Origin of the sequence: Pedobacter endophyticus, from assembly GCF_015679185.1 — a bacterium.
Classification (GTDB): Bacteria; Bacteroidota; Bacteroidia; order Sphingobacteriales; family Sphingobacteriaceae; genus Pedobacter; species Pedobacter endophyticus.
In genome coordinates, this window is the sequence record NZ_CP064939.1 from 1,669,084 (window position 1) to 1,694,124 (window position 25,041).

The following is a 25,041-nucleotide window of genomic DNA, read 5'->3' on the forward strand; positions in this document are numbered from 1 at the left end:
TTAGTACCGATGAAAAAAATTAAATATATCACCCAGTTACTCCTTTGCTGCCTGGTTTTGAGTAGTTGTGATAAATATCTGGATGTAGAACCCAAAGGCAAGCAATTGTTAAAAACGACCAATGATTTTGATTTGTGGCTGAATAATCAGGTGCTAACCAGCGAAACTTCCGCAGATAATATCATGAATTATATGACAGATAATATCGATTTACAAAATGTAAACACGCCTCCTACAACACTTTCAGAACTCATCTACACCTGGGCGCCACAATTTACAACCGATATTACTTCAACTACCTACCTATGGGGCGAACATTATAAACGCATTAGTTTATTTAATACGGTATTGGTAGGTATCAACGCAGCTGAAGGCGGCACTCCATCGCAAAAAAGCAGCATCAGGGCTGAGGCATTACTTGGCCGGGCGCATTCTTACTTTTATTTGGTAAATGAATATGCCAAACCTTATGATGCCGCAACTGCCGCAACAGACCTTGCAGTACCTTATATCACATCAGACGATGTAAGTCAGAAAACACCCGCAAGAAGTACAACAGCAGAAATTTATCAACACATTATCAGCGACATTAATGAGGCGATTCCTAATCTGCCAGCTGATAACAGTAACGCCAGGTTCCGTGGTTCAAAAGGTGCGGCTTATAGTGTTTTGGCACGTGTTTACCTGTACAGGAGAGAATATGCCGAAGCGCAACGCTATGCAGAACTGGCATTGGCCAACACCCGTGCAACCATTATCGATTATACCAATGCTGCAACTTTCCCCACCACAACCAATGTGGTATCACATCCTGATGTAATTTACGGCCGCTCTTCTGTAGCGATCGGATTGCCGATAACCGCCGAATTTAAAAGCACATTTGCGACTAACGATGCGAGAAGAACCGTGCTATATTATAACTGGGCGAGTAATGTAAGAGGCTCAACCTTATTTTATGCTAATTTGGTTACACCTGTTTTTCAATTAACCAATTCGGGCACATCGGTGCAGGAAATGCACCTCATTGCGGCAGAGGGAGCCGCACGCAGCAATAACCTTGGCGTAGCACTCAGCCACCTGAATGAAGTACGCCGTAATCGCTACACAGGTACGCCAGTTACAAGTAGAGATTTTACTTCGACCGACCAGAATGCTGTGCTTAATGAGGTGTTTGCCGAAAGAAGAAGAGAATTACCTTTTCATGGGCTGCGCTGGTTCGATATGCGAAGATTCGACCTGGAAAACAGAATGCCGGCAGTTATCCGTACAAACGCACAGAATAACGTGATTGCGACACTGGAGCCGCATAGCAGTAAGTATACGCTGCAGATACCTATCCAGGTATTGGCTTTTAACCCCGATATGATACAGAACCCATAATTATTAGAACCTAAAAGATGAAGATATATAAACCTAATGTGCTGGCTATAGTTGCAATAGTACTGCTTGCAGCCTGCAAAAAAGATGCGGCCGATCGCGAAACCCTGGCAGAAGGCCGTGTAACCTTCGATTTACCAGCAACGACGGAAGTGGTCGCCAGATCATTGGACATCAAGAATATAACCTTATTGAGTATGGAGATGAAAGCTGCAATGCAGAGCGGTACTTCATCAGGCGATCATTATGTTACCTTCGCTACAGATACCACAAAAATTGTTGATTACAGGGCCAAATATGGAAGTAGCGCACTTTTACTTCCAACCTCAACCTATCTTTATTACAAACCAACTGTAGCGATCTCCGCCGGAAGTACGACTTCCGAACCTGCAGTGCTTAATCTCAGCTATCAAACCGCATTGAGAGCCCACAGCACTTATGTTCTTCCACTGGTAATTGCAGCGGTTGACGGACAGGTTCAAGATCCGAAAACCCGAAGGGTAGTGTATTATGTATTTAATACGGGCGATGCACTTTATGTAGACCATACCGGATATACACTAACGGCCACAGCTTCATCCACATCAGGAACAAACGTGGCCGGAAGAGCTGTAGATGCAGCAACGGGTACAACTTACTGGGCCAGCGCTACTACAGCCACATTGCCACAATGGGTAAGTATCAATTTTGGAAGGGATGTTACGTTTTCAGGACTGGATTATTTCTTTCCAACTGCAGTAACACCAACACTTGGGGGCTATACAACTTCTGCTAAAGTTGAAACGAGTTCAAACGGCACAACATGGACGGATAAAGGCACTTATACAGTGGATGTTAACAACGCCGCGAAGAAACAAACTATCGATCTACCGTCAGTAACTACCGCCAGATATCTCCGTTTCACCATTTTGACGTCAACCCCATATGTATCAGGTGCCAATACATATAGCATTGGTTTTGTGGGTGGAATAGTTTTAAGAAATTAATCGAAGACAACTCGTACCTATAAATATTAAAAATGAAAAAATTACTGATTTCACTTTCAATGCTACTCCCTTTTTTTGTGTCAGCGCAAAAAGGATACACGCTAAGCGGGAAAGTTCCTCAACTGAAAGAACCCGCTAAAGCTTACCTGGCCTTTTACAAAGACGCGGCCTGGCGGGAAACAGATTCTGTGGAGATTAAAAATGGAAAGTTCGAGTTTAACGGCAACTTAGCCGAGCCTCAAACCGCTATTATTGCGATCAGACGAAGCGGAGCACAACAGTCTGGAAAACAGAATGATTACCAAAGTTTCATCATCGAAAATTCGAAAATTAGCATCGAGGGAAAAGATTCAATCTATAACGCTAAAATTACTGGTTCAGTTGCCGAAAAAGAAAATAGCGAACGCGAAGCGATGATTAAACCCATCACCGATAAGATCATTCACCTGCAGAACTTTTATGGTAAAAAAGATCAGGCTGGTGTTTATCAAAAATCAATTGAGGATCGAAAAAAGGCTGGCGATAGCATTTCAAAACTGGTGGTCAAAATCAAAAGTATCAACAGGCAGTTTGTAGAAAATCACCTTAATTCTTTTGCTGGTTTATTGGCTTATTCAACACATGTTTTGGATAGTAAGTTCGATCCGGTAGATGCAGAATCACTTTTGCATCGGTTTTCTCCTGAATTACAGGCATCTCCTTTAGGCCAAAGCGCAATCAACAGAATTGAAATCGGCAAACGCCGCCAACAAGGTGCAAAAGCAACAGATTTTACGCAAAACGATGTTAACGGTAAACCATTTACACTTTCTTCATTACGTGGCAAATATGTATTGGTTGATTTTTGGGCAAGTTGGTGTGTACCCTGCAGGGCCGAAAATCCGAATGTAGTTAAAGCGTATAATGCATTAAAGGGCGATAAATTCGAAATCGTGAGTGTTTCGTTAGATGCCGGAAAAGACTCGTGGTTAAATGCCATCAAAACAGATGGAATGCCGTGGATTCATGTCAGCGACCTCAAGTATTGGAAAAATGATGTAGCCGTAATGTATGGTATCAGTTCTGTACCGCAGAATTTACTGATTGATCCAAATGGCATCATCATCGCTAAAAACCTAAGAGGTGAAGACTTAACTGATCAACTTCGAAAATTTATCAAACCATAAAGTTTAAATAAAAAATAACAATTAATCGGATTATGAAAAAACTTATGCTCGCTGTTTTAACACTTTTAGCTGTTGGCAGCAAAGCTCAGGATAAATTTACCATCACCGGAACGTTACCAAATGCCGGAACTGATAAAAAGCTCATCCTCAGTTATATTAATCAGGAAGGTAAAAACAGCAAAGACAGTACATTGTTGCAAGATGGAAAGTTTACCTTTAATGGTTTAACCGCCTTTGGAAACAGGGCCTATTTAGAATTAAAACCCGCTCAAAGCGAAGCAGGCAAAAAAAGCCGTACTGATTTTAAAGAATTTTACCTGGAAAAAGGAAATACAACCGTTACAGGGAAAGACAGTATTGCCAACTCATCGATAACGGGAACGAAGCTTCAAAGTGAAAACCTGGCTTACCACGAAAAAATGGACCCGATACAGGCAGAGTATCAAAAGATTGTGGCTAGATATTTCAAAGCCAAAGCTGCGAAAGATTCTGTTGAACTGAAGCAAATTTCGGTAGATGCGAAGCCTGTTATGGCTAATATGGAAGCAACACTCGATCATTTCATCTCCAATAATCCTGATTCATATTTAACCGCCGACCTGGTATTGGGAAATAAAATGGCCGTTATTGATGTGGTTAAATTTGAACCCATTTATAGCAAACTGAGCAAAAGAGTACTAGCTAGCTTTACCGGAAAAAAAATAACAGACAAATACGAAAAGGCTAAACAATTTGCTATTGGCAAAAGCATCGATTTTACACTTCCGGATAAGGATGGGAACGAATTTAAATTATCATCATTAAAAGGGAAATACGTTTTGGTCGATTTTTGGGCGAGTTGGTGTGTGCCATGCAGGGCAGAAAATCCTTTTTTGTTAAAGGCTTATGGCGAACTTAAAGATAAAAACTTTGAAATTGTCGGGGTATCGTTAGATGATAAAAGGGCAAACTGGTTAAGCGCTGTCAAAGCAGATAATTTACCCTGGAAACAGGTAAGCGATGTAAAAGGTTTCAAAACAGAGGTGGCAGTTCGTTTCGGCATAACCGCCATCCCCCAAAATGTGCTTATAGATCCTTCGGGCAAAGTAATCGCCAAAGATTTAAGAGGGGAAAATGTGAACAAACTGATAGCAGCTCACATTAAATAAGTATTCCAGCGTTGTTAAATGGCCAAGGATTTTACAATAATCGCAGTTAATTAATTGTGCGCATTTGTAAAATGATAGCCGTTCAGGAGCAGTATTTTTTAGCTCCCGGGCTTAGAAAAATTGGATCTGTGCAATGCAATAATTTTCATCAGGTTCTATTTTAAAAAAACCAACTGAAGTAACGCAAAAAAGAACGGGCATAGCCCGTTCTTTTCATTTAAGCCAATCACAAAGCTATTGTAGATTCGGCGTTAAATCCGCTAGAATGATTTTCTCTTTGATGAATAGGCATCATCGAATAGGCTTTGGCTTGTCGGCCGATCTTAGGTTCCAATCACATTGATCAATCAGCTTCAATTTTCCGCGTCCACCAGACACCTCAATATGATTGATCCCGTCGCTTAGCTTCAGGTTGTCCCACTGAATGATGTGCAAGTCGTTAGCTTTTTCTTCACTGATAAAAACACCATTTACCCAGAGTTTTGCACTGTTTGCCGTGCTGAACACTTTTACATGCGTAAGCGACCTGCTTCGCTCGATATTCCTTTTTTCAGCAATATAAAGCATGGGCTCGGGGTTCCAATTGGCTTTGTAAAAGTAAAATGCATCTTTTTTTATGCCCCTGTCATAAGTAACCAGGCCTTTATCATTAATTGCATTCTTATCTCCCTCTGTCCGAATGGAGGAGCCGAAATCTGCCAGCACCCAAATAAACTTGCCCCAAATGAATGGCCTTTTCTTAAACGCTGCCCAATGTTGTTCGTGAAATGCCGTTTGCCATTCCTCCGGATGAAATCTGCCCTTTGGTGAGGGTTTCTCTAACACTTCCATGTGTTTAAAGGGACTGGCACCTGCGCCATATTCACTTACTGCGATCGACTTTTGAGGTAATTCTCCATGTACCTTGTCTGCCCAGGCGCCCACTTCATCGAAATAACCGTCATACCACCCAAAATACTGGTTCCATCCCATCAAATCTGTCAGATCAGAAAATTCGCGGGTCCCTAAATTGGAGGCCAACGTAGTTAAACGACCGGGATCCTCTTTCTTAGCGAGTGCATTAAGTTCTCTTATAAACGGTTGCGGGTCATCGTAATCCAGTTTCAATTCATTAAATATCCCCCAGAAACAAATAGCGGGATGGTTATAGTTCTGCCGGATCAGCTCGGTAAGCATCGTTCGGGCATTATCTTCCAGATTGCCGTTCTTTACATAGCCCGTACCGCTATAGCCTCCGGGCCCCACAAAGGGAATTTCTGACCACACTACAATGCCATTCTGATCGCAAAGGTCGTAAAAGTGCCTGTTTTGAGGATAGTGTGTCAATCGTACCGCCGTAGCGCCTAGTTCTTTAATCAGTTCCATATCTCGGTCGTGATCTGAATTTTGAAGTGCCGACCCCTTTCCTGAAACATCCTCGTGTCGGCCAACTCCATAAAGATCAAAGTATTTACCGTTTAAGAAAAAGCCCTTATCCGGGTCAACATTAAAATACCTGAGGCCCAGGGGTTGAACAACCTGATCAATTACCTTTTTATCCTTAAGTAACGAAATTTCAACGGTGTATAAATAGGGATCTGACCTGCCTTGCCATAAGTGAGGCTTATCAAGCTCAAAAGATTGCTTAATTTCTTTTGTATCAGCATTTTCAATGCCGCTTACCTTCGAAGATATGATCTTATTTTTTTGGTCGTAGATTGTGGTCTTCAATGATAGCCCGACAGTATTTTTAATGGATAACTTACTGGCAACCTCCACCTCTGCCGATTGGTGGGAAACCTTTTTCTGTGTAATATAAACGCCCGAAGAGCCGTAATCTAATGGAGAAATGCAATCATTACCTGTTACTATGAGTGATACGGGACGATGAATACCGCCATATACATTGAAATCGCCGTGTAAGGGAATAACATCAAGGCGGTAGGCGTTGCTCACCTGTACGGTGATCGAATTTTCGCCAGGTTTAACATCATCGGTAATTTCCAAACAAAAACCGGTATAGCCGCCAATGTGGTCGCCTAAAAACTTATGGTTCAATAATATATTAGCTACGCTGTTTACGCCCTCAAAATAAAGGAAAAGCCGTTTATTTTTCCATTCCGGCTTAACATCAATAGTATTTTCATATACAGCAGCTGTTCGGTTATAATCGGCCACGCCTTTGAGCACTTCCGCTGCATTCCAGGTATGGGGTACATCTACATTTTCTTTTTGAATGTTTTGTTCAAAGTTGTATGCAAAATAAAATTGCCATTTGCTATTTAAAGGAAAAGATTGTCGGCCAGGATTAATTGGGGTTGCCACAGCCTTAATGCTTATGGCCATGATAAAAATAAAAAGGGAGATTAAATTGGTATTTTTACTTTGCATACAATTATTTTGCTACGGTTTAATCGGTAAAAAAGCCTATTTCAGCTATTTGCGCAAAGACCTGTCCATCCCAGCTGGATTGAGGAACGATCTTAAAATATCTAAAAGTGAGCGGGGTATTAAAAGTGAAATTTTGTTTGGAGCTTGATTTTGCAATAACATAGCTGGCTTGCGAAACGAAGTTAACCCCATCTGTGCTGTACAGGACATCTGCATTTTTTATTGGTCTAGATGCACCGTTCTGAATGGTAAAACCTTTCAGGGTATGGGCCGACCCCATATCAATGGTAATATAATGTGGATAGGTTGCGGCCGGAGATACCGAGTATTGGCTATGCCAGCCGCTTCCGGTATTGTTATCGATAATATTGACTGCTGGCGCTGTGGTTTGCTGCGAACTATAGGCGGCTATGCTCCATCCTGCCTTACTGATTTCGTTCTTTGTGCCAAATTCAAGCACCGGAAGTGCATTTACCCATTTATAATTGTATATCGTTTCCTTAACCGTTCCATTTTCGGCTACAAGCTTTACTTTCATTTCATACGGACTGGAATCTTTGTATTTGAATTCGGAAACGGGCATTTCAACATAAAAACTATCGGTTCCAATTACTTTCGACTCCCAGGTGGTCGCATTATAATCTTTATTGGTACCGGTGCCTTCGTTATTTACATTGGGGTCGTTGTAATACAGCACACTATTGATGGGCGTATTAGTGGTAAACTTACCCGAAACCACGATGGCATTTTTAGTGCTGGAATAATCTGCGTGGATTCTGCTTATGCCAGCGGTAACGGCTCCGTAATAGGTTGCGGTATTGTTGTTAAAGATCTGATTCACGTTTAAAATAGCGCAATCTGCAGCAGTAAGAAAGGTAGGAGATTTACCCAAAGTTCCATTGCCGGCCCACATTAATGCCATACCCAATGTTGCGTTTTCGGACACTTTCTGACAGTTGTGCGGCAGGTTGAGACCATGCCCGAGCTCATGCACCAAACCACCGAACCATACGCTGAATCTGTTTCCATCGGCATCGCTTTTACCGATGTTTGTTATATCTAATCCCTCGTAATCTAACGCAAAGCACCACTTGCCCAATCCATAAAACGGTCCGCCGCTGGGTGTACCATCCGTTTTGAAGCTATATCGTGGGATGATAACCAAAGTGTGGTCGCTGGTTTTTTCGTCTGGATGTGTACTGAAATACGCATTAATTTCTGATTGCACAGCGGAAGCGCCATTGGTGTAAGGGTAACTTGTTTTTGGTAAGGTTCCTCTGATGGTAATTATTTTTACACGATTGATCACCGAATCCTTAAATAGGCCAAAAGTTTTGTAGCCGTAGCCATTTCTGTTCATTTCATTTTTGAAATAGTTTTGAGTCCACAACATCAGCTCACTCAATCGCTTTTCATACAAGGGAAGTGTATCCAGGTCATTGGGTACAAAATAAATCAGGTTCAGATTTCTGGGTTGGTTGCTCACATACGCAGTATCATGTGTTACGTTGATCAAGCTCTCGGTACCTTGATCGGAACTGGCGATCATATCTGATTTTTTACAAGATGACAATATCCACAGCATGGACAGGCAAATCATTAATGTTCTGATTTTCATGGGATTTAATTTATTTGGGTTTGATTATTTAGACCGTTGTTTGATTTGACGAGGTTAAAAGTAGCCTCTCAAAGCTGAGAGGCATACTACACTAACTAACCTGGTATGCTAACCAAGATTTTTATAGAAGCACATTTAAATGCATTCGAATCAGTTTTTCGCCTGATGATTGGCCACTTTCCATTATTTATCAAGTTTTAATTTTTTTAATACTGACCAAGGATATTTTTTAAAATCTTTGTCTTTGATAGACACATTTCCCTCGGTAACATTCAGTAATTTTTCTTCGCCGGTGATGTTTCCTTCAAGCGCATTTTCTTTCCAAAACAGATGGGCGTACTGTTTTTGGCTTTTGCTAAAAACCAACGTTGAAGAATTTGTGAAGCGAACAATGTTGTGCGCAAACACCACGTTTTTTGGGCCACCATATTCAATATCTACGAACTCTATTTTCACAGAATCAGGTGTATTATTGTAAAACACATTATCTGAAATGAGTGTACTATCGGTGGCTAGTGCAAAATTAAAAATGCGTTTCCGCCTATTTCCGTCATTAATACTCAGATTATTTCTAACAATATTGTTTTTTGTCATCCAGCTCTTTGCATTAATGGCATCTGAGATAATCAGCATAAACCCTCCATCATTATCATGACTGTAGTTGTTTTGAATAATGGTGTTGTTGCAGTTTCCGTCTATATCGAACGATTGTCCGTCGTTAGAACGGTCTCGGTTTTGAGTATAAGCAACTTCGTTAAACTGAATAATGGTATTATCACTGCTGTGAGGCCAAATACCTACGGCATTATCTTTAGCCCGCGTGCGGATGTGAAATAATTTATTGTGTTCTACCAAAGAACCGTCGAATGCCTTTATTACAATTCCGTCTCCACCGATATCTTCAAGGGTACAATTGCGGATGACCAGATTTTTATTTGGAAACCAGTTATCTCTAAAGCTAAAGGTTCCATTTCCCCTTATTCCATTTCTATCTACCCGCTCAAGCTTGCAGTTCGCTATCAAAAGATTTTCGATATTACTTGGTTTTGGGCCCTGGCAGTCCCAAAAAATCCCATGTCCTTCTTTACTGCCCTTTTTATTATCGCCATTAATATCGTGCACATATAAATCTGAAATGCGGATATTTGAAATCGTTCCGATATTTTCTGCAAGGATGCGCAGCCCCGTGGGCCCGGTTTTTTGCTCCTTTACGGCTGGGTTACGGTTAGAAATGTCAAGAAACTCAACGGCCACATTGCTGATGTTTTTTAGCAGCACCGCATCTGTAAACATCCCGTTGGCGGCAATTACGGGCAGAGCACCTTTACCATAAGCGCTAAAAACAATCGGATTTTCTTTAGTGCCTGAGCCTTTTGGCACAAGCTGCCCGTCCCATTTACTTCCACGTTTAAACAGAATCTGGTCGCCAGGTTCAAACGTTTGTTCGTTTACCTTAGCCAGCGTTTTCCAGGCCCGCTTTTTAGTGGTTCCTGTTTCGTTATCGTTTCCATTTTGGCTATCGATATAAAACTTATGGGTAACCATTGGATCGGTTATGCTCCATGCTGCCGAACTTGTTAAACTGATCAGCAGAAAATAGAGCAACAGTGGTATTCTCATCATTTTTCTTTATTTTTTACCTTAAAAATTGTTTCAATACTACTTAAGATAGGCAATTATTAAAACCTAAAATCACAACTATACATTTTACCATCCGGGGTTCTGTAATAATTTCGGGTCTTTGGATATTTCTCCTTCCGGTATTGGAAACAAATAAAAATTATTGGAGAATTTATGAGGAATAACATCAAAAATCTCATAGCTAAAGGATGTACCAGTTTTAGTAATCTTCATGCCGCGGGATGGTCTGTTAAAATAATCCTCGGCTATTTTCCACCTGCGGGCATCCCAGATCCGATGTTCCTCAAACGAAAGCTCTACCCTGCGCTCATTTTGAATAATCAGTCTCATTTCATCCTTTGACATGTTTGGTTTGAGGCCATAATTATTGGTTGCCCCGGGATTGATTCCGGCTCTTTTTCTGATTTGTTTCAATGCGTCGTACACGCCTGCCACCGGGCCTTCATATTCATTAAGTGCTTCTGCATAATTCAATAAAATTTCAGCATATCTGATTAGTGGCCATACCCGTTCGGTATTTCCTGATGAGCTTTCCTGAAGCATCTTTCGGTTGTAGTAACCTGTGGTTTGGGCTTTTACGCCAACGCCATCGGGACTCGAGCCATAAAACGTATTTACCACCTGATTGGTTGATGAAAGAAACCACAATGAGCCATTATAGATTACACTATTATAAAAACGCGGATCTCGGTTTACATAGGGATTTTGAGGGTTGTATTTTGAAGCCGGATCGGTAATTGCCAGACCATCTGCAGTACCATAAGCATCTACCATGTTCTGGGTCACATTACTGGCATAGCTTCCACTTCGCGAAGAAGGGAGAAAAAGGCTTTCAAAGTCGCGGTTTAAGCCCCTGTTGGCCTGAAACAGATATTCGCTATTTACCCGCATGGTAAACACTTTGTAAAATCCGTAACCCATTCTGGTGGTATTGTCTTCGTAAAGGTTGTACGCCCCCGAAACAATAACCTCATTGGCGGCATCGGCAGCGGCTTTCCATCTCTGCTGGTCGGCATCGGTATAACCCGTAATGCTTTTTAGTGTTCCCGAACCTGCGTTTCCGCCATTAAATAAGGGGCTTGCCGCATAGAGCAAAACCCTCGATTTGAGCCCCATGCAGGCGCCCTTGGTTACCCGTCCGTAATCGGTAACGATCTGGCTTTGAATGGTAGGCAGGTCTTTCATGGCGGCATCCAGTTCAGATACAATATAATTTACGCATTCCTCATAAGTATTTCTTTCTAAGTTAAAGTCGTCTGCTGGCTCAAACACCTTATCGCCGATTAAGGGAACGCCTGCATAATGCTTTAAAAGAATGGAATAATACCATGCCCTCAAAAAGCGGGCTTCTGCTTTTAAGCGTGTTCTCAATGTTGCACTTAATGGCGATTGGTCTACTTTGGACAAAAATTTGTTTACCCTTCTGATATTTGCCCACGCGGTACTCCAGTTATTTAATATTTGTACGTTTTTGGCCACGTTTGTGGTAGCCGCAGATAATGCACCCGAAGCCATCACTACTGCATCATTTTGCGGCCCGGTATATTGTACCGGCACTGCCTCATCGCCAACCACCGGGTGCCCCCCGGCTTCCCATCGGCCAGGATTAAAGCTATAACCAACGTCGGCATAAACCCGCGTTAAAAAAGCAACCGTATTGGTACTGTCTTTAAAAGTACTTTCCTCATTTAAAACGTCGTTCAACTTGGCGTCTAAAAAACTGTCGCCTTTTTTACAGGCATTTGCTATTGTAATCAACAGCAAAGCATAGAAAAATATGTGTTTTATTTTCATAACTGATTTTATAAAGAAAATGAAAGACCGAAATTATAGACTCTTTGATTAGGGTAAGCTGAAATCTTTCCTCCCGTATTGGCTTCCGGGTCAGCTTGATAAAATTTATCGATATTAGTCCACGTTAATAAATTATATCCGTTTGCATATACCCTTATGGCGTTCATCCCTATTGGCTTTACCCATTTAGCAGGGAGTTGATAGCCAATTTCCATCGTTTTAAGTCTTACATACCTGGCGTTTACCTGCCAAAAATCTGATTGTGATACATTGGCGGCGCTAATGGTACTAACCGTTCTCGAAATAATCGGAAATTTTGCCGCATTGCCCAATTCGGGTGTCCACGCTTGCTGGTGGATGGGCTGAAAATTGGAGGTAAAGGCAGAAATTGCTTCAGAGGCAAAGGCCAGGCTATAGCCCGACGAACTTGTTAGCAGGGCGCTGAAATTGAAGCCTTTATAATTAAATCCCAGTGTTACCCCAAGTGTTGTGCTCGGAAGATTGGGTTTGCCAATGGCTTTTCTATCAAATGCATCGATAATGTTATCGCCGTTTAAATCCTTATACTTTAAATCGCCCGCCCTAAAAGCAGTGGTTGGCTTTGGTACCGATGGGTCTGTTACATCTGTTTCGCTGTAAAACCCATCAAAAACATACCCGAAATTTTGTCCGACCGGATTACCCGTAGCCTGTAGCCAGGGATATCGCTGCTGGGCCTCATCTCTAAATACCACTTTATTTTCAGCAAACGAAAAAGTTCCCCGTACAAAATAGTCAAATTCACCCATCCTGTCTTTAAAAGTGATCTCGCCATCCCATCCTTTGTTATTTACCTTACCCAGGTTTACTGGTGGCAGGCCTATACCAATAAAGGCAGGCACACTTTCTCTTCTTGTCAGAATATCATAACGGTCATTATTAAAGTAATCTACGGTCAGGGCTACCCTACCTTTAAAAATATTAATATCTACGCCGATGTCGAGTTTCTTCTCTTTCTCCCAGGTAATGGAATTATTGCCCAGGGTGCCTTCGGTAATGCCGAGCGCATTTGTAGGCGATGGACCAAAATTATAGCTGGTTGCCGAACTCGAATAGATCTGATCGTAAGCGTAGGCAAAAGTGCTTCCCGTAAAATCAGATCCTACAAGCCCGTATGAAGCCCGTAATTTGAATAAATCGATAAAAGGAAGTGTTTCCTTAAACATCTTTTCTTCTGCCAGGTTCCACCCTACCGACACAGCAGGAAACCAGCCATAACGGTTTTGTTCGGCAAACTTATCTGTACCATTGTAACCGGCATTAAATTCTATCAGGTATTTTTGTTTATAGTCATATCCTGCCCTAAAGGTTAAGCCCCTGTAATTTACCGGAACTATCGGGCCATCGATATAGCTGTTTTGATTTAACAATACCAACCCGTAAGTATTATGATCGCCAAATGAGCGTCTGTAGTTTATGGATGCCTGCACGTTGGTGGTTCGCTGGGCGTTTCCCGAAGAACTGGTTAAGTTAAATGGCGGCAAACGATAAAGGTTTGGATCTTTGGGGGTATAGGCCCCGGTTGCGATATTATAGCTGTACTGTGGAAAACTGTTCACCGTTCCTGATCTTACCAAACCACGACTATTGGTTTGTGCGCTTGAATAAGCAATTAACGCTTTCGCACTTAGACCTTTGGTTAAAAAATCCAGCAATTGCGTTCCGCCAAAAGTGATATTTAAATCATTATCAAAAGAACGATTGTACCCCTGGGTAGCCAGTCTGCCGATTACGTTGGTTGTGTTCAATCTTGGATTATATCCATAACTACCATCGGGATTGTAAATTGCGTATGCAAATGGGGGCAAAAAGTTGTAGCTGTACACTTCGCGGATTAATCCTTCTCCTTCGGGGCTGTAAGTAATAGGATCGTTGGTTTCCCCAAAGCGCCCGGTCATATCCAAACGAAAGCTCAGTGTTTTGGTTGCCTGAACATCTAAGTTCGATCTGAAGTTATAGCGTTTATAATAATAGTTGTTATTCACATCACTTGCCGAGCTAAAGTCTTTCATTAATCCATTTTGCCATAAATAGCCCATGGAAACAAAGTACTTCACGCTTTCCGTTCCTCCCGATATATCGAGGTTTGTTCTCGATTGCTGAGAGGTTTTATTAAAAATTTCATCAAACCAGTTTACATTCGGGTGCCCGTACGGGTCGGTTCCATTTTTAAACAATTCAAGATCCTGTTCGGTATAAAAAGGCGTTTGTCCTGAATTTATATACCCTTGATTGGTGAGCACGGCTGCATTATAGGCATCGAGAAAGTTAGGTTTGAAAGTCATCTCCGATAGGCCAAGTTCCGATTTGAAGTTAATGCCTGGTTTGCCGGCCCGTCCTCTTTTTGTAGTAATTACCAGCACGCCATTGGCCCCCTTTATCCCATAAATAGCTGTTGTTGAAGCATCTTTTAATATCGAGATGGTCTCAATTTCGTTCGGATCCAATTGCGCCACATCGGCATAATTATATTCAATATCATCAACAATGATCAAAGGTCGCTGACCACTTACGTAGCTGCTTACCCCCCGAATAAAAAAATCTGCCCCGTCTTTCCCCGGCTGTCCGCTTCTTTGTTGCGATGTAAACCCTGGCAAACGTCCTGCAAGTGTGTTCTGAACACTCGCTGTTGGGTTTTGCCTTACCTCTGCGGCACTAATCGAACTCACGGCACCGGTATTGGTTATTTTTTTCTGTACGCCGTATCCTACCACTACTACCTCTTCCAATCCTTTTGTATCTGTTTCCAGCAGAATTTCAACTGAGCTTTTGCCGGCCACATTTATTTCCTGACTAAGATAGCCTACACTTTTTACAACGATAATTTGACTGGTGCCCTTAAGTGCGAACCTGAATTTCCCTTCTCCATCGGCCACTGTACCATTGTTTGGCAAACCTTTTTCTACTATTCCGGCACCCGGAAGTGGCCCTGCGTTATCCCTTACTACCCCTGTTACCGTTTTGGTTTGTGCCATTACCAGGCCACAAGAAACACAGGTGAGCATATATACTACTATTAAAAATTTTTTCATAAAACATGTATATGTAATGTCTGTTTAATTTTTTTATCCTTTTTTACCATCCTGTATTTTGAACCAGGTTGCGGTTCTTTGTAATTTCAGTGTAGGGTATTGGATAGCTATACATTTTTGGTGCTGAAAAGCTCACCTTCGCAGCCTCATATCGTTCATATACAAGTGCATTTCCATTTTTGGTTATGCGCATGCCATGTAGCGAACCGTTCAATACGTTCTCAGCAATCTTCCATCTTCGAATATCCCAGAATCTTTGCTCCTCAAAAGCCATTTCAACCCTTCTTTCGTGCCTGATTATTTCCCTCATCTGCTCTTTGGTAAGATTAAGCGGTAAGGCAAAAGGCACTAATCCAGCACGCTTGCGGATATCCTCAATGGCCTTGTAAACATCTGCATCTGGCCCTGAAAACTCATTTTGTGCTTCTGCAAAATTCAACAGGATCTCTGCATACCTAAATAGGATAAAGTTGTGTGTCTGGCTGCTGAAGACTGTACTGGACGTAAAATCGCCCATAAATTTCCGCATGTAATAGCCTGTACGGGTTTGGGTTACAATTCCGCCGGGTTTGTCTTTTCCACCCTCAAAAGTTTCCACATTTCTGTTGAGCCATTTTAAGCCATTGTGAAATATGGTGAGATAAAAACGTGGATCGCGATTTACATAAGGGTTGGCAGCATCATAAAGTGCTGATTGATTGTAGGGCTTACCATCTTTCATTTGGAAGGCATCAACCAATTCTTGCGTAGGGCTGGTATAGCCATTTGCAGTAACCGGCCCCGCGTAGCCAACTGGTGTATTGTTGTTTTCTACATCGGTGCCATTTGCCCTTTGAAATGCAAGAATAACCTCCGTATTTTTTCGGGTGGTAAAAAGTGTACCGAAACTGGCGTGGAGAGAAAATACGTTCAATTTCATTACCTCTCTGGCAGCATCTGCTGCAGCTTTCCACTTCGGATCGTTGGCCGTTGCGCCGGCATTATACAAGGGGCTGGCCATATATAAAAGCAACCGCGACTTTAAGGCTAATGCTGCTGCCTGGGTAGCCCTTCCCAACTCTGCATCGCTTACCGGGTCTTTCCTTAAAGCGCCTTTAATGGCATCGCATTCGGTTAGGATGTATTCGACACATTGGGCCAACGTATTTTTTGGAATGGAGAGATCATCATTCAACGTCAGTACCCTATCGCCCAATAAAGGGACACCGCCGTATCGCTTCACCAGTTCAAAATAAAAATACGCCCTGAGAAAACGGGCCTCTGCAACCCAATAATTTTTTTCTGTAATCATCGACTGCTTAAACGGAACCTTGCCTATATTGGCCAGAAAGATATTGGCCCGGCGAATACCTGTATAATTTTTGGCCCATTGGTCATCGGGATTGTTGAAGGGACTAATTTGCCCGTTGGTAAACCGTTCAATTGTACTGGATGTTTGCGAAGCAATAGCATCATCAGATGCAGACGCTAATATATTGCCCCCAATGCGGTTAAAACCGGTGGGCAGGTTGCTATAAGTTTCAATTAAAAATCCCCTGGCAAAATCTCCAACGGAGTCTTTTTCATCAAAAACATATTCCTCCGTCCATTGATTTAAGGGCGTTTTCTCAATATCATTTTTCTGGCATGCTGCTAAACATCCTGCCGCCAGTGCAATAACGTATATATATCTTTTCATAAGATTTAAAATTTGATGTTAATACCCATGTTGATTACGCGTTGGGCGGGGTAAATGCTCCCGATGGTTTCGGGGTCTACCCTGTCGAATTCTGATTGGGTGAGCAGGTTGAGCCCGTTAGCAAATACACGGATAGAAGAAAGACCAATTTTATGACTTAATGAGCCCGGTAAGGTATAGCCAAGCTCAACATTTTTAAGCCTTAAGTAATTGCCATTTCTAAGCCAGAACGAAGAACTTGCCTGATTGTTGACATTGCTTCCGACGGTTAACCTGGGATAAGTTGCAGTTCCTGCAGTTGCAGGCGTCCAGCGGTTTAAATGATGTTCAAACGCCTGTCCTAATCCGTTGTTTTGAAACTCCCATTCGGTTGTACCCGATACATAAATGGTACGGTTTCTGGCGCCTTGCAACAAGGCCGAAAAATCAAACCCCTTATAGTTAATGCCCAGATTGAAACTATAATAAACCATCGGTTTGTTTGATCTGAGGGCGGTTACATCAAATTCGTTAATGATCTGGTCGCCATTTAAATCTCTGTACTTAATATCGCCCGGAACAGGGTTATAACCTGCAATTTTTGGGCTGGCATTAATTTCCTCAATCGTTTGAAAAAAGCCGTCGGCCAGATAACCAAATGTTTGGCTACCGCTTTGTCCGGTTCTTTTCATCCAGTCATATTCCCGAAAAACTTCGTCCTGATCAATCACTTTATTGCTTCCGGCAGAAATTATGGCAGAAACAAAATAGTTTAGATTATTGATATGATTTCTATAGGTAGCCTGTAGGTCCAGTCCCCTGTAATCAGTAATTCCGATATTCTCCAGCGGATAAGTATTGCCAATAATTGATGCGCTTTTGCCTCTTTGCTGCATCAAATCGTAAAACCTGTTTTTATAGTAATCTACAGTTAAGTTAAAGGTGTTGTTAAAAAAATCAGCATCCATCCCGATGTTCAGTTTTCTTGCCTTTTCCCAGGTGGCATTTGGATTGGCCAGGGTAGCCTCTGTTTTGGTATAGGCGAATGTAGCACTGGTGCCAAAGTAATAGCCTACACCATCTGTATAATATTGGTCGTAAACGAAATATCCGATATTGGCGTTTCCTGTCTTCCCATAAGAAGCACGAAGTTTGAGGTTATTTATCCAGCTTACATTTTCCTTTAAAAAGTTCTCTTTAGAAATATTCCACGCCACACCCACGGCCGGAAAATAACCGTACCTGTTGTTATCGAGGTACCTGTTTAACCCGCTATAACTCATGGCTACCTCAAACATGTATTTCTCATCATAATCATAAGAAAACGAGCTGGCCAGTGTTTTATAATCGAGTGGTAAATTGGGGCCGTTTACATAAACGTTTTGAATGTTTCCGTTAAGCAGTGCACTTACATGATGCTTTTGAAAACTTCTGTCGAAACCTGCCTGAAACTCGCTGTATAAATTTTTGTTCTGAGCAGTATTTGTGCTCGATCCTGCATTTTGAACACCATCTACCTTAAATTTCTGGTAATCGTACTCGCCGGTAGCATTTGGCGTTTGCTTATACACAGCGAATGTTTTCGTTCTGTTTGTTGCATCTCCCAGCCCTGTATTAAATGAAAGGGTTGCTTTTACAAACAAGCCTTTCAAAACATCATCGAGCGTTCTTTTTAGAGAAAGATCGGCCGTAATGGTTCTGTTATAACTCAGTGTATAACCCGATCTGGTACTTAAGCCCCAGATATTGTTTTGAAAATCGTTATTTCCGCCAAGAGATCCGTTGCTGTTAAAGATAGGATAAGCATTATTCGGCGTAGTTGCCAAAGCACCGTATATACCCCCGCCTCCCGGGTAATTTCCATTTTCTATAGCACCAAAAAGATTAAGATTTACAGATAAATTTTTGGTAATATCAACGTCGATATTTGATCGTAATAAATACCGTTTGTAATTAACATTGGTGTTATATGAATTGTCGTCTGACGTTTTGTACAGACCATCTTGATTTAAATAATCGACTGATACAAAATATCTTGCATTATTCCCTCCGCCTGACGTATTGAGGTTGTAACGAGAAAATATGGATGATGGCTTAAGTATTTCATCATACCAATCAACATTGGGATGGCCAATAGGGTCCGAGCCATCTTTATAAGCCTGTAAATCGGCCTGAGTATAAATTTCTGCCTTACCATCATTTCTTAGTGCCTCATTAAATAACGAAGCATAATTGTAGGCATCCAGCGCTTTGGGAATAGTTGTGGATGACTGAATACCTCTTTGCGCAGTAAATGAAACCTTTTGCTTCCCAATCTCGCCCTGTTTGGTTTTGATTAGTATAACGCCACCCGACGACCGTTGGCCCAGCATTACAGTACTTAACGCATCCTTTAAAATAGTAATGGATTCGATTTGTTCAGGATCTATGGAAGTAAGATCTCTTGGAATGCCATTCACCAGGATCTGCGGAGCAACTCCTCTGATAGAAGCACCCACAAAATCGTTGCCCGGTTCGCCATTTGCCTGTAGTGTCGTCAAACCCGGAAGTCGACCGGTAAGGGCATTTAAATACGATACGGTTGGCGATTGGGCCAGTTCCCTTGAATAAATATCTGCATAAGATTGAATACTGGTCGATTTCTTGCGTGGTCCGTACAAACTATTAAATGTTTTTTCGGTTTGCGTACTCTCTGTTAAAGGAAGATTTAGGTTTTGCCCTACCACCTCAATTTCCTTTGTTAAGTATCCATTAAGTGAAAACACCAGTATTTCACCCGGCTCTCCCGTTATGGTGTATTTTCCGCTTCTGTCGGTTAAGGTGTGCTCCCCCTTAGCTTTATTAAGTACGGTTACGCCAAACAATGGCTCTCCGTATATATCAGAAATTATGCCCTTTAAGGTGCCCGAAAGTAAGGTCTCTTGCGTCTTACTTACAGAACTGTTTTGGGCTAATCCGCTGAACGGGATTAAGCCCAGGCAAATTAATTGCAAAAAAAGTAACTCATGCCTTGGTTTAAGGTACATTACCTTCTTTAAGTAACGTTTCATCATAGTTTGTTTTGTTTAGGGTTGATATTGCTAGCGCGCAACAAATATTTGGCTTGGGTAAAGTTGTCGAGATGCGAAAACTTAAAGGGGTGAAGAATCTGTTTATCTGGGTAGAAAATCTTGTTTTTGCATCAAAACATAAAATTCATGCGTTTCAAAGTCATTTAATACTTCCTGAAATTGTATTTTTAGGGATCATACTGCCGTAAAATCCCTATTGTCTTTAGAAATCACATCCCCAGATGAAAAAAAGAATCCTTTTCATACTTTCTATTGTAATTTTAAACTTATACTGTAAAGCTCAGGAGCTCATTTTCAATCATTTAATGACGGAGAATGGCTTATCGCAAAATTCTATTTTCGCAATTACACAAGATAGCCACGGATTTATGTGGTATGGCTCCAGGTTTGGGCTCAACAGATACGATGGCAATCAGTTCAGGTTATATAAAAGCAATGCGGCTGATTCGAATACCTTAACAGACGATTACATTACGGCATTGTACAGCGATACCCAAGGGATATTGTGGGTTGGAACGGCAAACGGCCTAAACAAATTCAATCCCAAAAAAAACACCTTCGAAAGAATCTATTTAAACCAGGAAAACCCGACGCATACTCATAACGGAATCAAAAATATTTATCAAGACAGAACAGGCCATTTGTGGGTTGCTACCAATCATGGTCTTTATTTACTCGCTAACCGCAACATAAATCAGTTCGTCTCTGCCGGACATTTCGGATTGCCCGGCAATATTGCAAAAAGCGAAATATTAAGTATTTACGAAGACAAGGATGGTTTTTTATGGATTGGAACCAATCAAGGGCTCAGCCAGGCGCTATTCAACAAGCGTCTTTATCTTAAAAAAACATTTACCAGTTCTGAAATATCGGGCAGCCTAAGCGATAATGCAGTAACTGATATTATAGAAGATAACCAGCACAACCTTTGGATAGCTACCGAAAACGGGGGGCTGAATCTGTTTAACAAGAAAAGCCAAACATTTACGCCGTTTTTACATCGGGAGGGCAACAATAACAGCATTGTACATAATGCCATTCGTAGAATTATTAAACATTCGTCTGGCGAACTCTGGATTGGCACACAGGAAGGATTGAGCATATTTGATCCGATAACCAAAAACTTTCGTACTTTCCAGCACCGAAAAGCCAATTTCCGCAGCCTTAACCAAAATTCGATCTATAGTATATATGAAGATTTAAATGGATCAGTATGGATTGGTACCTACTACGGTGGCGTAAATGTAGCCTATGCCAACCCTACCGACTTTAAAAGCTGGCAATACAACGATAAGCTTCCGGGGATTAGCCATAATGTAATCAGCTCAATTTCGGAAACCAGCGCTAACAATCTTTGGATTGGTACCGAAGGCGGCGGGTTAAATTACTATGACTGGGCTTCGGGCGGGTTTACAGCGTACAAACACACATCAGCTGACTACGGAAGCATTGGCTCCGACCTGATAAAAATTCTTTACAAAGACCGCTCGGGAAATTTATGGATTGGCACCCATGGCGGGGGATTAAACCTCTTTGACCCATTAACGCGTAAATTCAAACGCCTACTGAGCTACAAAGCAGATTTAAATATTACACGTTCGGAAATCGTAACCCTACTGGAAGATAGTTATGGAACATTTTGGGTTGGCAGCCAGAGTGGATTAAGAATTTTCAACAAGGAAAAAACCGACCTGAAACCTTTAATGGCACCCTCGGTACTGAAAACGTTTGAGGATAAGAACATCAAGGTTCTCTTTGAAGACTCGCGTAAAAACATCTGGATTGCCGCCACAACTGGCCTGTACGTATACTCAAAAACCTTTAACACCATACGTTCCTATAAACTGCCAAAAGGCAGCAACAGCGTAAGTACTAATTCCAATTATATAAACTGTATCGTGGAAGATGCCCGTGGCAATATTTGGCTTGGGCTGTATTACGGCGGATTAACTTATTACGATCCCAGAATTAACAAATTTGCTGAAAATTACACCACCAAAGATGGCTTATCGCACAATAATGTAGTAGGAATAATTGAGGACAACAAGCAACAGCTTTGGATCAGTACATCAAACGGCTTAAACAAGTTTGATCCAATGCATAAAACCTTCCAGATTTATACTACAAGCGATGGCCTTGCCGGGGATGAATTTAATTATAACTCATTTTTCGCGAGCAAAAATGGGGAGTTGTTCTTTGGTGGCTACAATGGTCTTACGCATTTCTTTCCAAACCAGATCCAAAAAAATAACTACAAAGCGCCTATTGAGTTTACCGGACTTAGGTTGTTTAATATGCCTGTAAAAATAAATGCCCCGGATGGACTGTTACAGGAAGACCCTGGGTTTACCAAAAAATTAAGGTTTAAACACGATCAAAATGTTTTCACTATTGAATTTGCGCTGCTCAATTATATAAAATCAGACAAAAATAAGTATGCCTATAAGCTGAAAGGTATCAACGATCAATGGATAGAAACCAATACTCCCGCCGCCACTTACACTAACCTCCCACCCGGAGTCTACAGTTTACTGGTAAAGGGAGCAAATAATGACGGGGTATGGAGTGTGCCCATGAGCCTGCAAATAGAAATACTTCCACCATTTTACAAAACGTGGTGGGCGTTTTGCATTTACGCCATTTTAGTGATAGTGATTTTGTTTTTTATTACGAGGTTTTTTTACCTGAGGCAGCTGATCGCCAAAGATAAAGAGCTTCATCAAGTGAAATTAAACTTCTTTACCAATGTTTCTCATGAGATCAGAACGCATTTAACACTCATTATGGCGCCAATAGAAAGCATGATGAATGATAACCAGAACAATGCAACGATAAATAAGCACTTGACGAGTGTAAAAAACAATGCCGATCGTTTACTAAAACTCGTAAGCGAGCTGCTCGACTTTAGAAAAGCGGAAACAAAAAACCTAAAACTTCATTTGGCTGAACATAATCTGGTTTCGTTTATTCAGGATATCTATAATTCCTTCACTGAACTATCCAGAAAAAAGAATATTAAATTCTCATTTCATTATGAGGAAGATCCAATTTTGCTGGATTTCGATAAGGAACAACTTGAGAAAGTTTTTTTCAACCTGATTTCAAATGCCTTTAAATTTACGCCCGAAGGCGGAAGTATTACCATTGGTATTCAACGACAGAAAAATAAGGTTATCATCAATGTGGCTGATACCGGGCGTGGCATTGCAGCTGAATACCTTGACCGGTTGTTTACGAACTTTTTTCAGGTGGATGATTACAATATCCAGAATACCGGGTACGGCATCGGACTTGCGCTCTCTAAAAACATCGTAATGCTCCACAACGGCGAAATCGATGTTACGAGTGTTCCTTCAAGTGGCAATTCACCGGGAAATACAAATTTCACGGTGACACTATTGGCTGGCAAACCTCATTTTAAAAGTACATCCTACCTGCCAACGCCCCAAACGCCGCATGATGCTGATTTGCCGGCGGAGATGAACGTCGCGAAAACGGCGGAAACCACTCAAAACCTACTTCAGAATACTGTTCAAAAACGGAGCATATTAGTTGTGGAAGACCATTACGACCTCCGGTTACTAATTAAGGAATCTCTGGAAGACAATTACCATGTCAGCATTGCCGAAAACGGATTGGACGGTTGGAAAAAAGCAATAACGGAGATTCCCGAGTTGATCATTAGTGACGTTATGATGCCAGAGATGGATGGTTTTACTCTTTGTAATAAGCTTAAATCAGATGAAAGAACCAGCCATATTCCAGTTGTACTTTTAACCGCTAAAACTGCCGAAAGCGACCTCATCCAGGGCTTATCCGGTGGGGCCGACCTTTATCTCACCAAGCCTTTCAGCAAAAAAGTGCTTCAGCTAAGTGTTGGCAATCTGTTAATGTTGCGTGACACCATGCGTAGGAAATTCAGCCAATCCTTTATTCTAGAACCAACTCACATCAATGTTGATTCAATGGACGAAAAATTTCTTTCAAAGCTTGTACAGATTATAGAAGATAATATGGAGAATGAACATTTTGGAGTGGAGATTCTTTCGGAGAAAATAGGTATGAGCCAGTCGGTATTATATAAGAAGATCAAAGCACTTACAGATATGTCGGTAAATGATTTTTCTAAGTCGATCCGCCTGAAAAGGGCTGCGCAATTACTTCAAGAAAAGCAGTTTAAGGTATATGAAATCGGGTACATGGTCGGATTTGCAGATCGCAAATACTTTAGCCGGGAGTTTAAAAAACAGTTTGGGACAACGCCAACTGAGTATAATAAAAAAATGCCATAACTGTAGCCCATTAAAAGCAAAGCAACGCCTGCCTGTTTAGTTTTCACCTGTAGTGCTTGTCTATTCGTTTATAAATGTATACCTTGAACTTAAAGGAAATGAAAGACAAAGTTGAAAAGAGGCCGGTGAGGAATAAAGAGCAAAGCAAGCAAAAGTTTCTCGATGCTGTAGGAAAAATAATAACTGAAAAAGGCTTCCCAGGCCTTAAAATTAACGATATTGCAGCAACTGCAGGATTGGATAAAAAACTAATTTATCGGTACTTTGGCAATTTACAGCAGCTTATCGATCAATACATCAGTACTCAAGATTTCTGGAGCAATGTAAATGAAGAACAAACCTTCGAAAAGATTGAAGATGGCGGAAAAACATTTGTAAAGTCGGCCCTCAAAGCTCAATTTGAATACATCAGGCAAAATGAAGCATTCAGAAAGCTTCTGCTTTGGCGATTATCTGAAGAAAAAGAATCGCTTAGAAAACTTACAGAGAATCAGGAGGCAAGCGGAGAAGCCCTTTTTAAGAGCTTTATTGATCCACATTTTGGTAAAAAAGCAGAACAATTCCGGGCAATCTCTGCAATTTTGGTTTCGGGCATTTACTATCTTAACCTGTTTTCGCAGTTTAATGGTAGCGTTTTTTGCGGTATTGATTTAAACACCCCCGAGGGCAAACACAGCATCGAGGAAGCCCTGAACCTCCTTGTAGATTTGAGCTACGAAAATATTTCCGACCATTGACGACTTATTTAAATATAGGTCCCCACCTGGCGCAAGCGCCATTTTACCACAATTTAGCCATTCGACGCGTAGCAGGTCTTAAATTCCAGTAAATCCCCGGCAAAAAATTCATA

The 25,041-nt window shown here is 41.4% G+C and carries 13 protein-coding genes; 6 read left to right on the plus strand and 7 right to left on the minus strand.

Translation table 11 applies throughout. The features are described 5' to 3' along the window. The first annotated feature begins 9 nt into the window (after nucleotides 1–9). Genes IZT61_RS06605 through IZT61_RS06620 form a run of 4 tightly spaced genes read left to right on the plus strand, consistent with a single transcriptional unit; the run spans nucleotide 10 to nucleotide 4,677 of the window. Nucleotides 10–1,380 carry a RagB/SusD family nutrient uptake outer membrane protein gene (locus IZT61_RS06605; RefSeq protein WP_196100382.1) on the plus strand — a complete coding sequence of 457 codons (1,371 nt, stop codon included), beginning with the start codon at nucleotides 10–12 and terminating at the stop codon, nucleotides 1,378–1,380. A 17-nt stretch (nucleotides 1,381–1,397) separates the two neighbouring features. Next, complete coding sequence (locus IZT61_RS06610) at nucleotides 1,398–2,363, plus strand: discoidin domain-containing protein (protein WP_230383884.1); 966 nt, start codon at nucleotides 1,398–1,400, stop codon at nucleotides 2,361–2,363. 32 nt (nucleotides 2,364–2,395) lie between these two features. After that, nucleotides 2,396–3,529, plus strand: coding sequence for a TlpA disulfide reductase family protein (locus IZT61_RS06615; protein ID WP_196100383.1), 1,134 nt, complete (start codon nucleotides 2,396–2,398; stop codon nucleotides 3,527–3,529). Between the two features lie 32 nt (nucleotides 3,530–3,561). Then, complete coding sequence (locus tag IZT61_RS06620) at nucleotides 3,562–4,677, plus strand: TlpA disulfide reductase family protein (RefSeq protein WP_196100384.1); 1,116 nt, start codon at nucleotides 3,562–3,564, stop codon at nucleotides 4,675–4,677. A 291-nt stretch (nucleotides 4,678–4,968) separates the two neighbouring features. Here IZT61_RS06620 and IZT61_RS06625 read toward each other — a convergent pair whose 3' ends face one another. The 7 genes from IZT61_RS06625 to IZT61_RS06655 form a co-directional block, all read right to left on the minus strand. Further along, nucleotides 4,969–7,047, minus strand: coding sequence for a glycoside hydrolase family 2 protein (locus IZT61_RS06625; protein WP_196100385.1), 2,079 nt, complete (start codon nucleotides 7,045–7,047; stop codon nucleotides 4,969–4,971). Nucleotides 7,048–7,066: 19 nt separating this feature from the next. Next, nucleotides 7,067–8,665: a discoidin domain-containing protein gene (locus IZT61_RS06630; RefSeq protein WP_196100386.1), complete on the minus strand. Its 1,599-nt coding sequence runs from the start codon at nucleotides 8,663–8,665 to the stop codon at nucleotides 7,067–7,069. Between the two features lie 183 nt (nucleotides 8,666–8,848). Further along, entirely contained in the window at nucleotides 8,849–10,288 is a 1,440-nt protein-coding gene (locus IZT61_RS06635; protein ID WP_196100387.1) for a right-handed parallel beta-helix repeat-containing protein, read from the minus strand. A gap of 84 nt (nucleotides 10,289–10,372) precedes the next feature. Continuing rightward, complete coding sequence (locus IZT61_RS06640; protein WP_196100388.1) at nucleotides 10,373–12,100, minus strand: RagB/SusD family nutrient uptake outer membrane protein; 1,728 nt, start codon at nucleotides 12,098–12,100, stop codon at nucleotides 10,373–10,375. A gap of 8 nt (nucleotides 12,101–12,108) precedes the next feature. Next, nucleotides 12,109–15,171: a SusC/RagA family TonB-linked outer membrane protein gene (locus IZT61_RS06645; protein ID WP_196100389.1), complete on the minus strand. Its 3,063-nt coding sequence runs from the start codon at nucleotides 15,169–15,171 to the stop codon at nucleotides 12,109–12,111. Nucleotides 15,172–15,214: 43 nt separating this feature from the next. Then, nucleotides 15,215–16,849 (minus strand): RagB/SusD family nutrient uptake outer membrane protein, encoded by a 1,635-nt coding sequence (locus IZT61_RS06650; protein WP_196100390.1) that lies wholly within the window; start codon nucleotides 16,847–16,849, stop codon nucleotides 15,215–15,217. A 5-nt stretch (nucleotides 16,850–16,854) separates the two neighbouring features. Further along, nucleotides 16,855–19,881, minus strand: a complete 3,027-nt coding sequence (locus IZT61_RS06655; RefSeq protein ID WP_196100391.1) for a SusC/RagA family TonB-linked outer membrane protein — start codon at nucleotides 19,879–19,881, stop codon at nucleotides 16,855–16,857. A 239-nt stretch (nucleotides 19,882–20,120) separates the two neighbouring features. Here IZT61_RS06655 and IZT61_RS06660 point away from each other — a divergent pair, with 239 nt between their 5' ends. Both IZT61_RS06660 and IZT61_RS06665 read left to right on the plus strand, forming a co-directional pair. Further along, nucleotides 20,121–24,191, plus strand: coding sequence for a hybrid sensor histidine kinase/response regulator transcription factor (locus IZT61_RS06660; RefSeq protein ID WP_196100392.1), 4,071 nt, complete (start codon nucleotides 20,121–20,123; stop codon nucleotides 24,189–24,191). A gap of 98 nt (nucleotides 24,192–24,289) precedes the next feature. After that, nucleotides 24,290–24,928 carry a TetR/AcrR family transcriptional regulator gene (locus IZT61_RS06665; RefSeq protein ID WP_196100393.1) on the plus strand — a complete coding sequence of 213 codons (639 nt, stop codon included), beginning with the start codon at nucleotides 24,290–24,292 and terminating at the stop codon, nucleotides 24,926–24,928. Nucleotides 24,929–25,041: the final 113 nt, after the last annotated feature.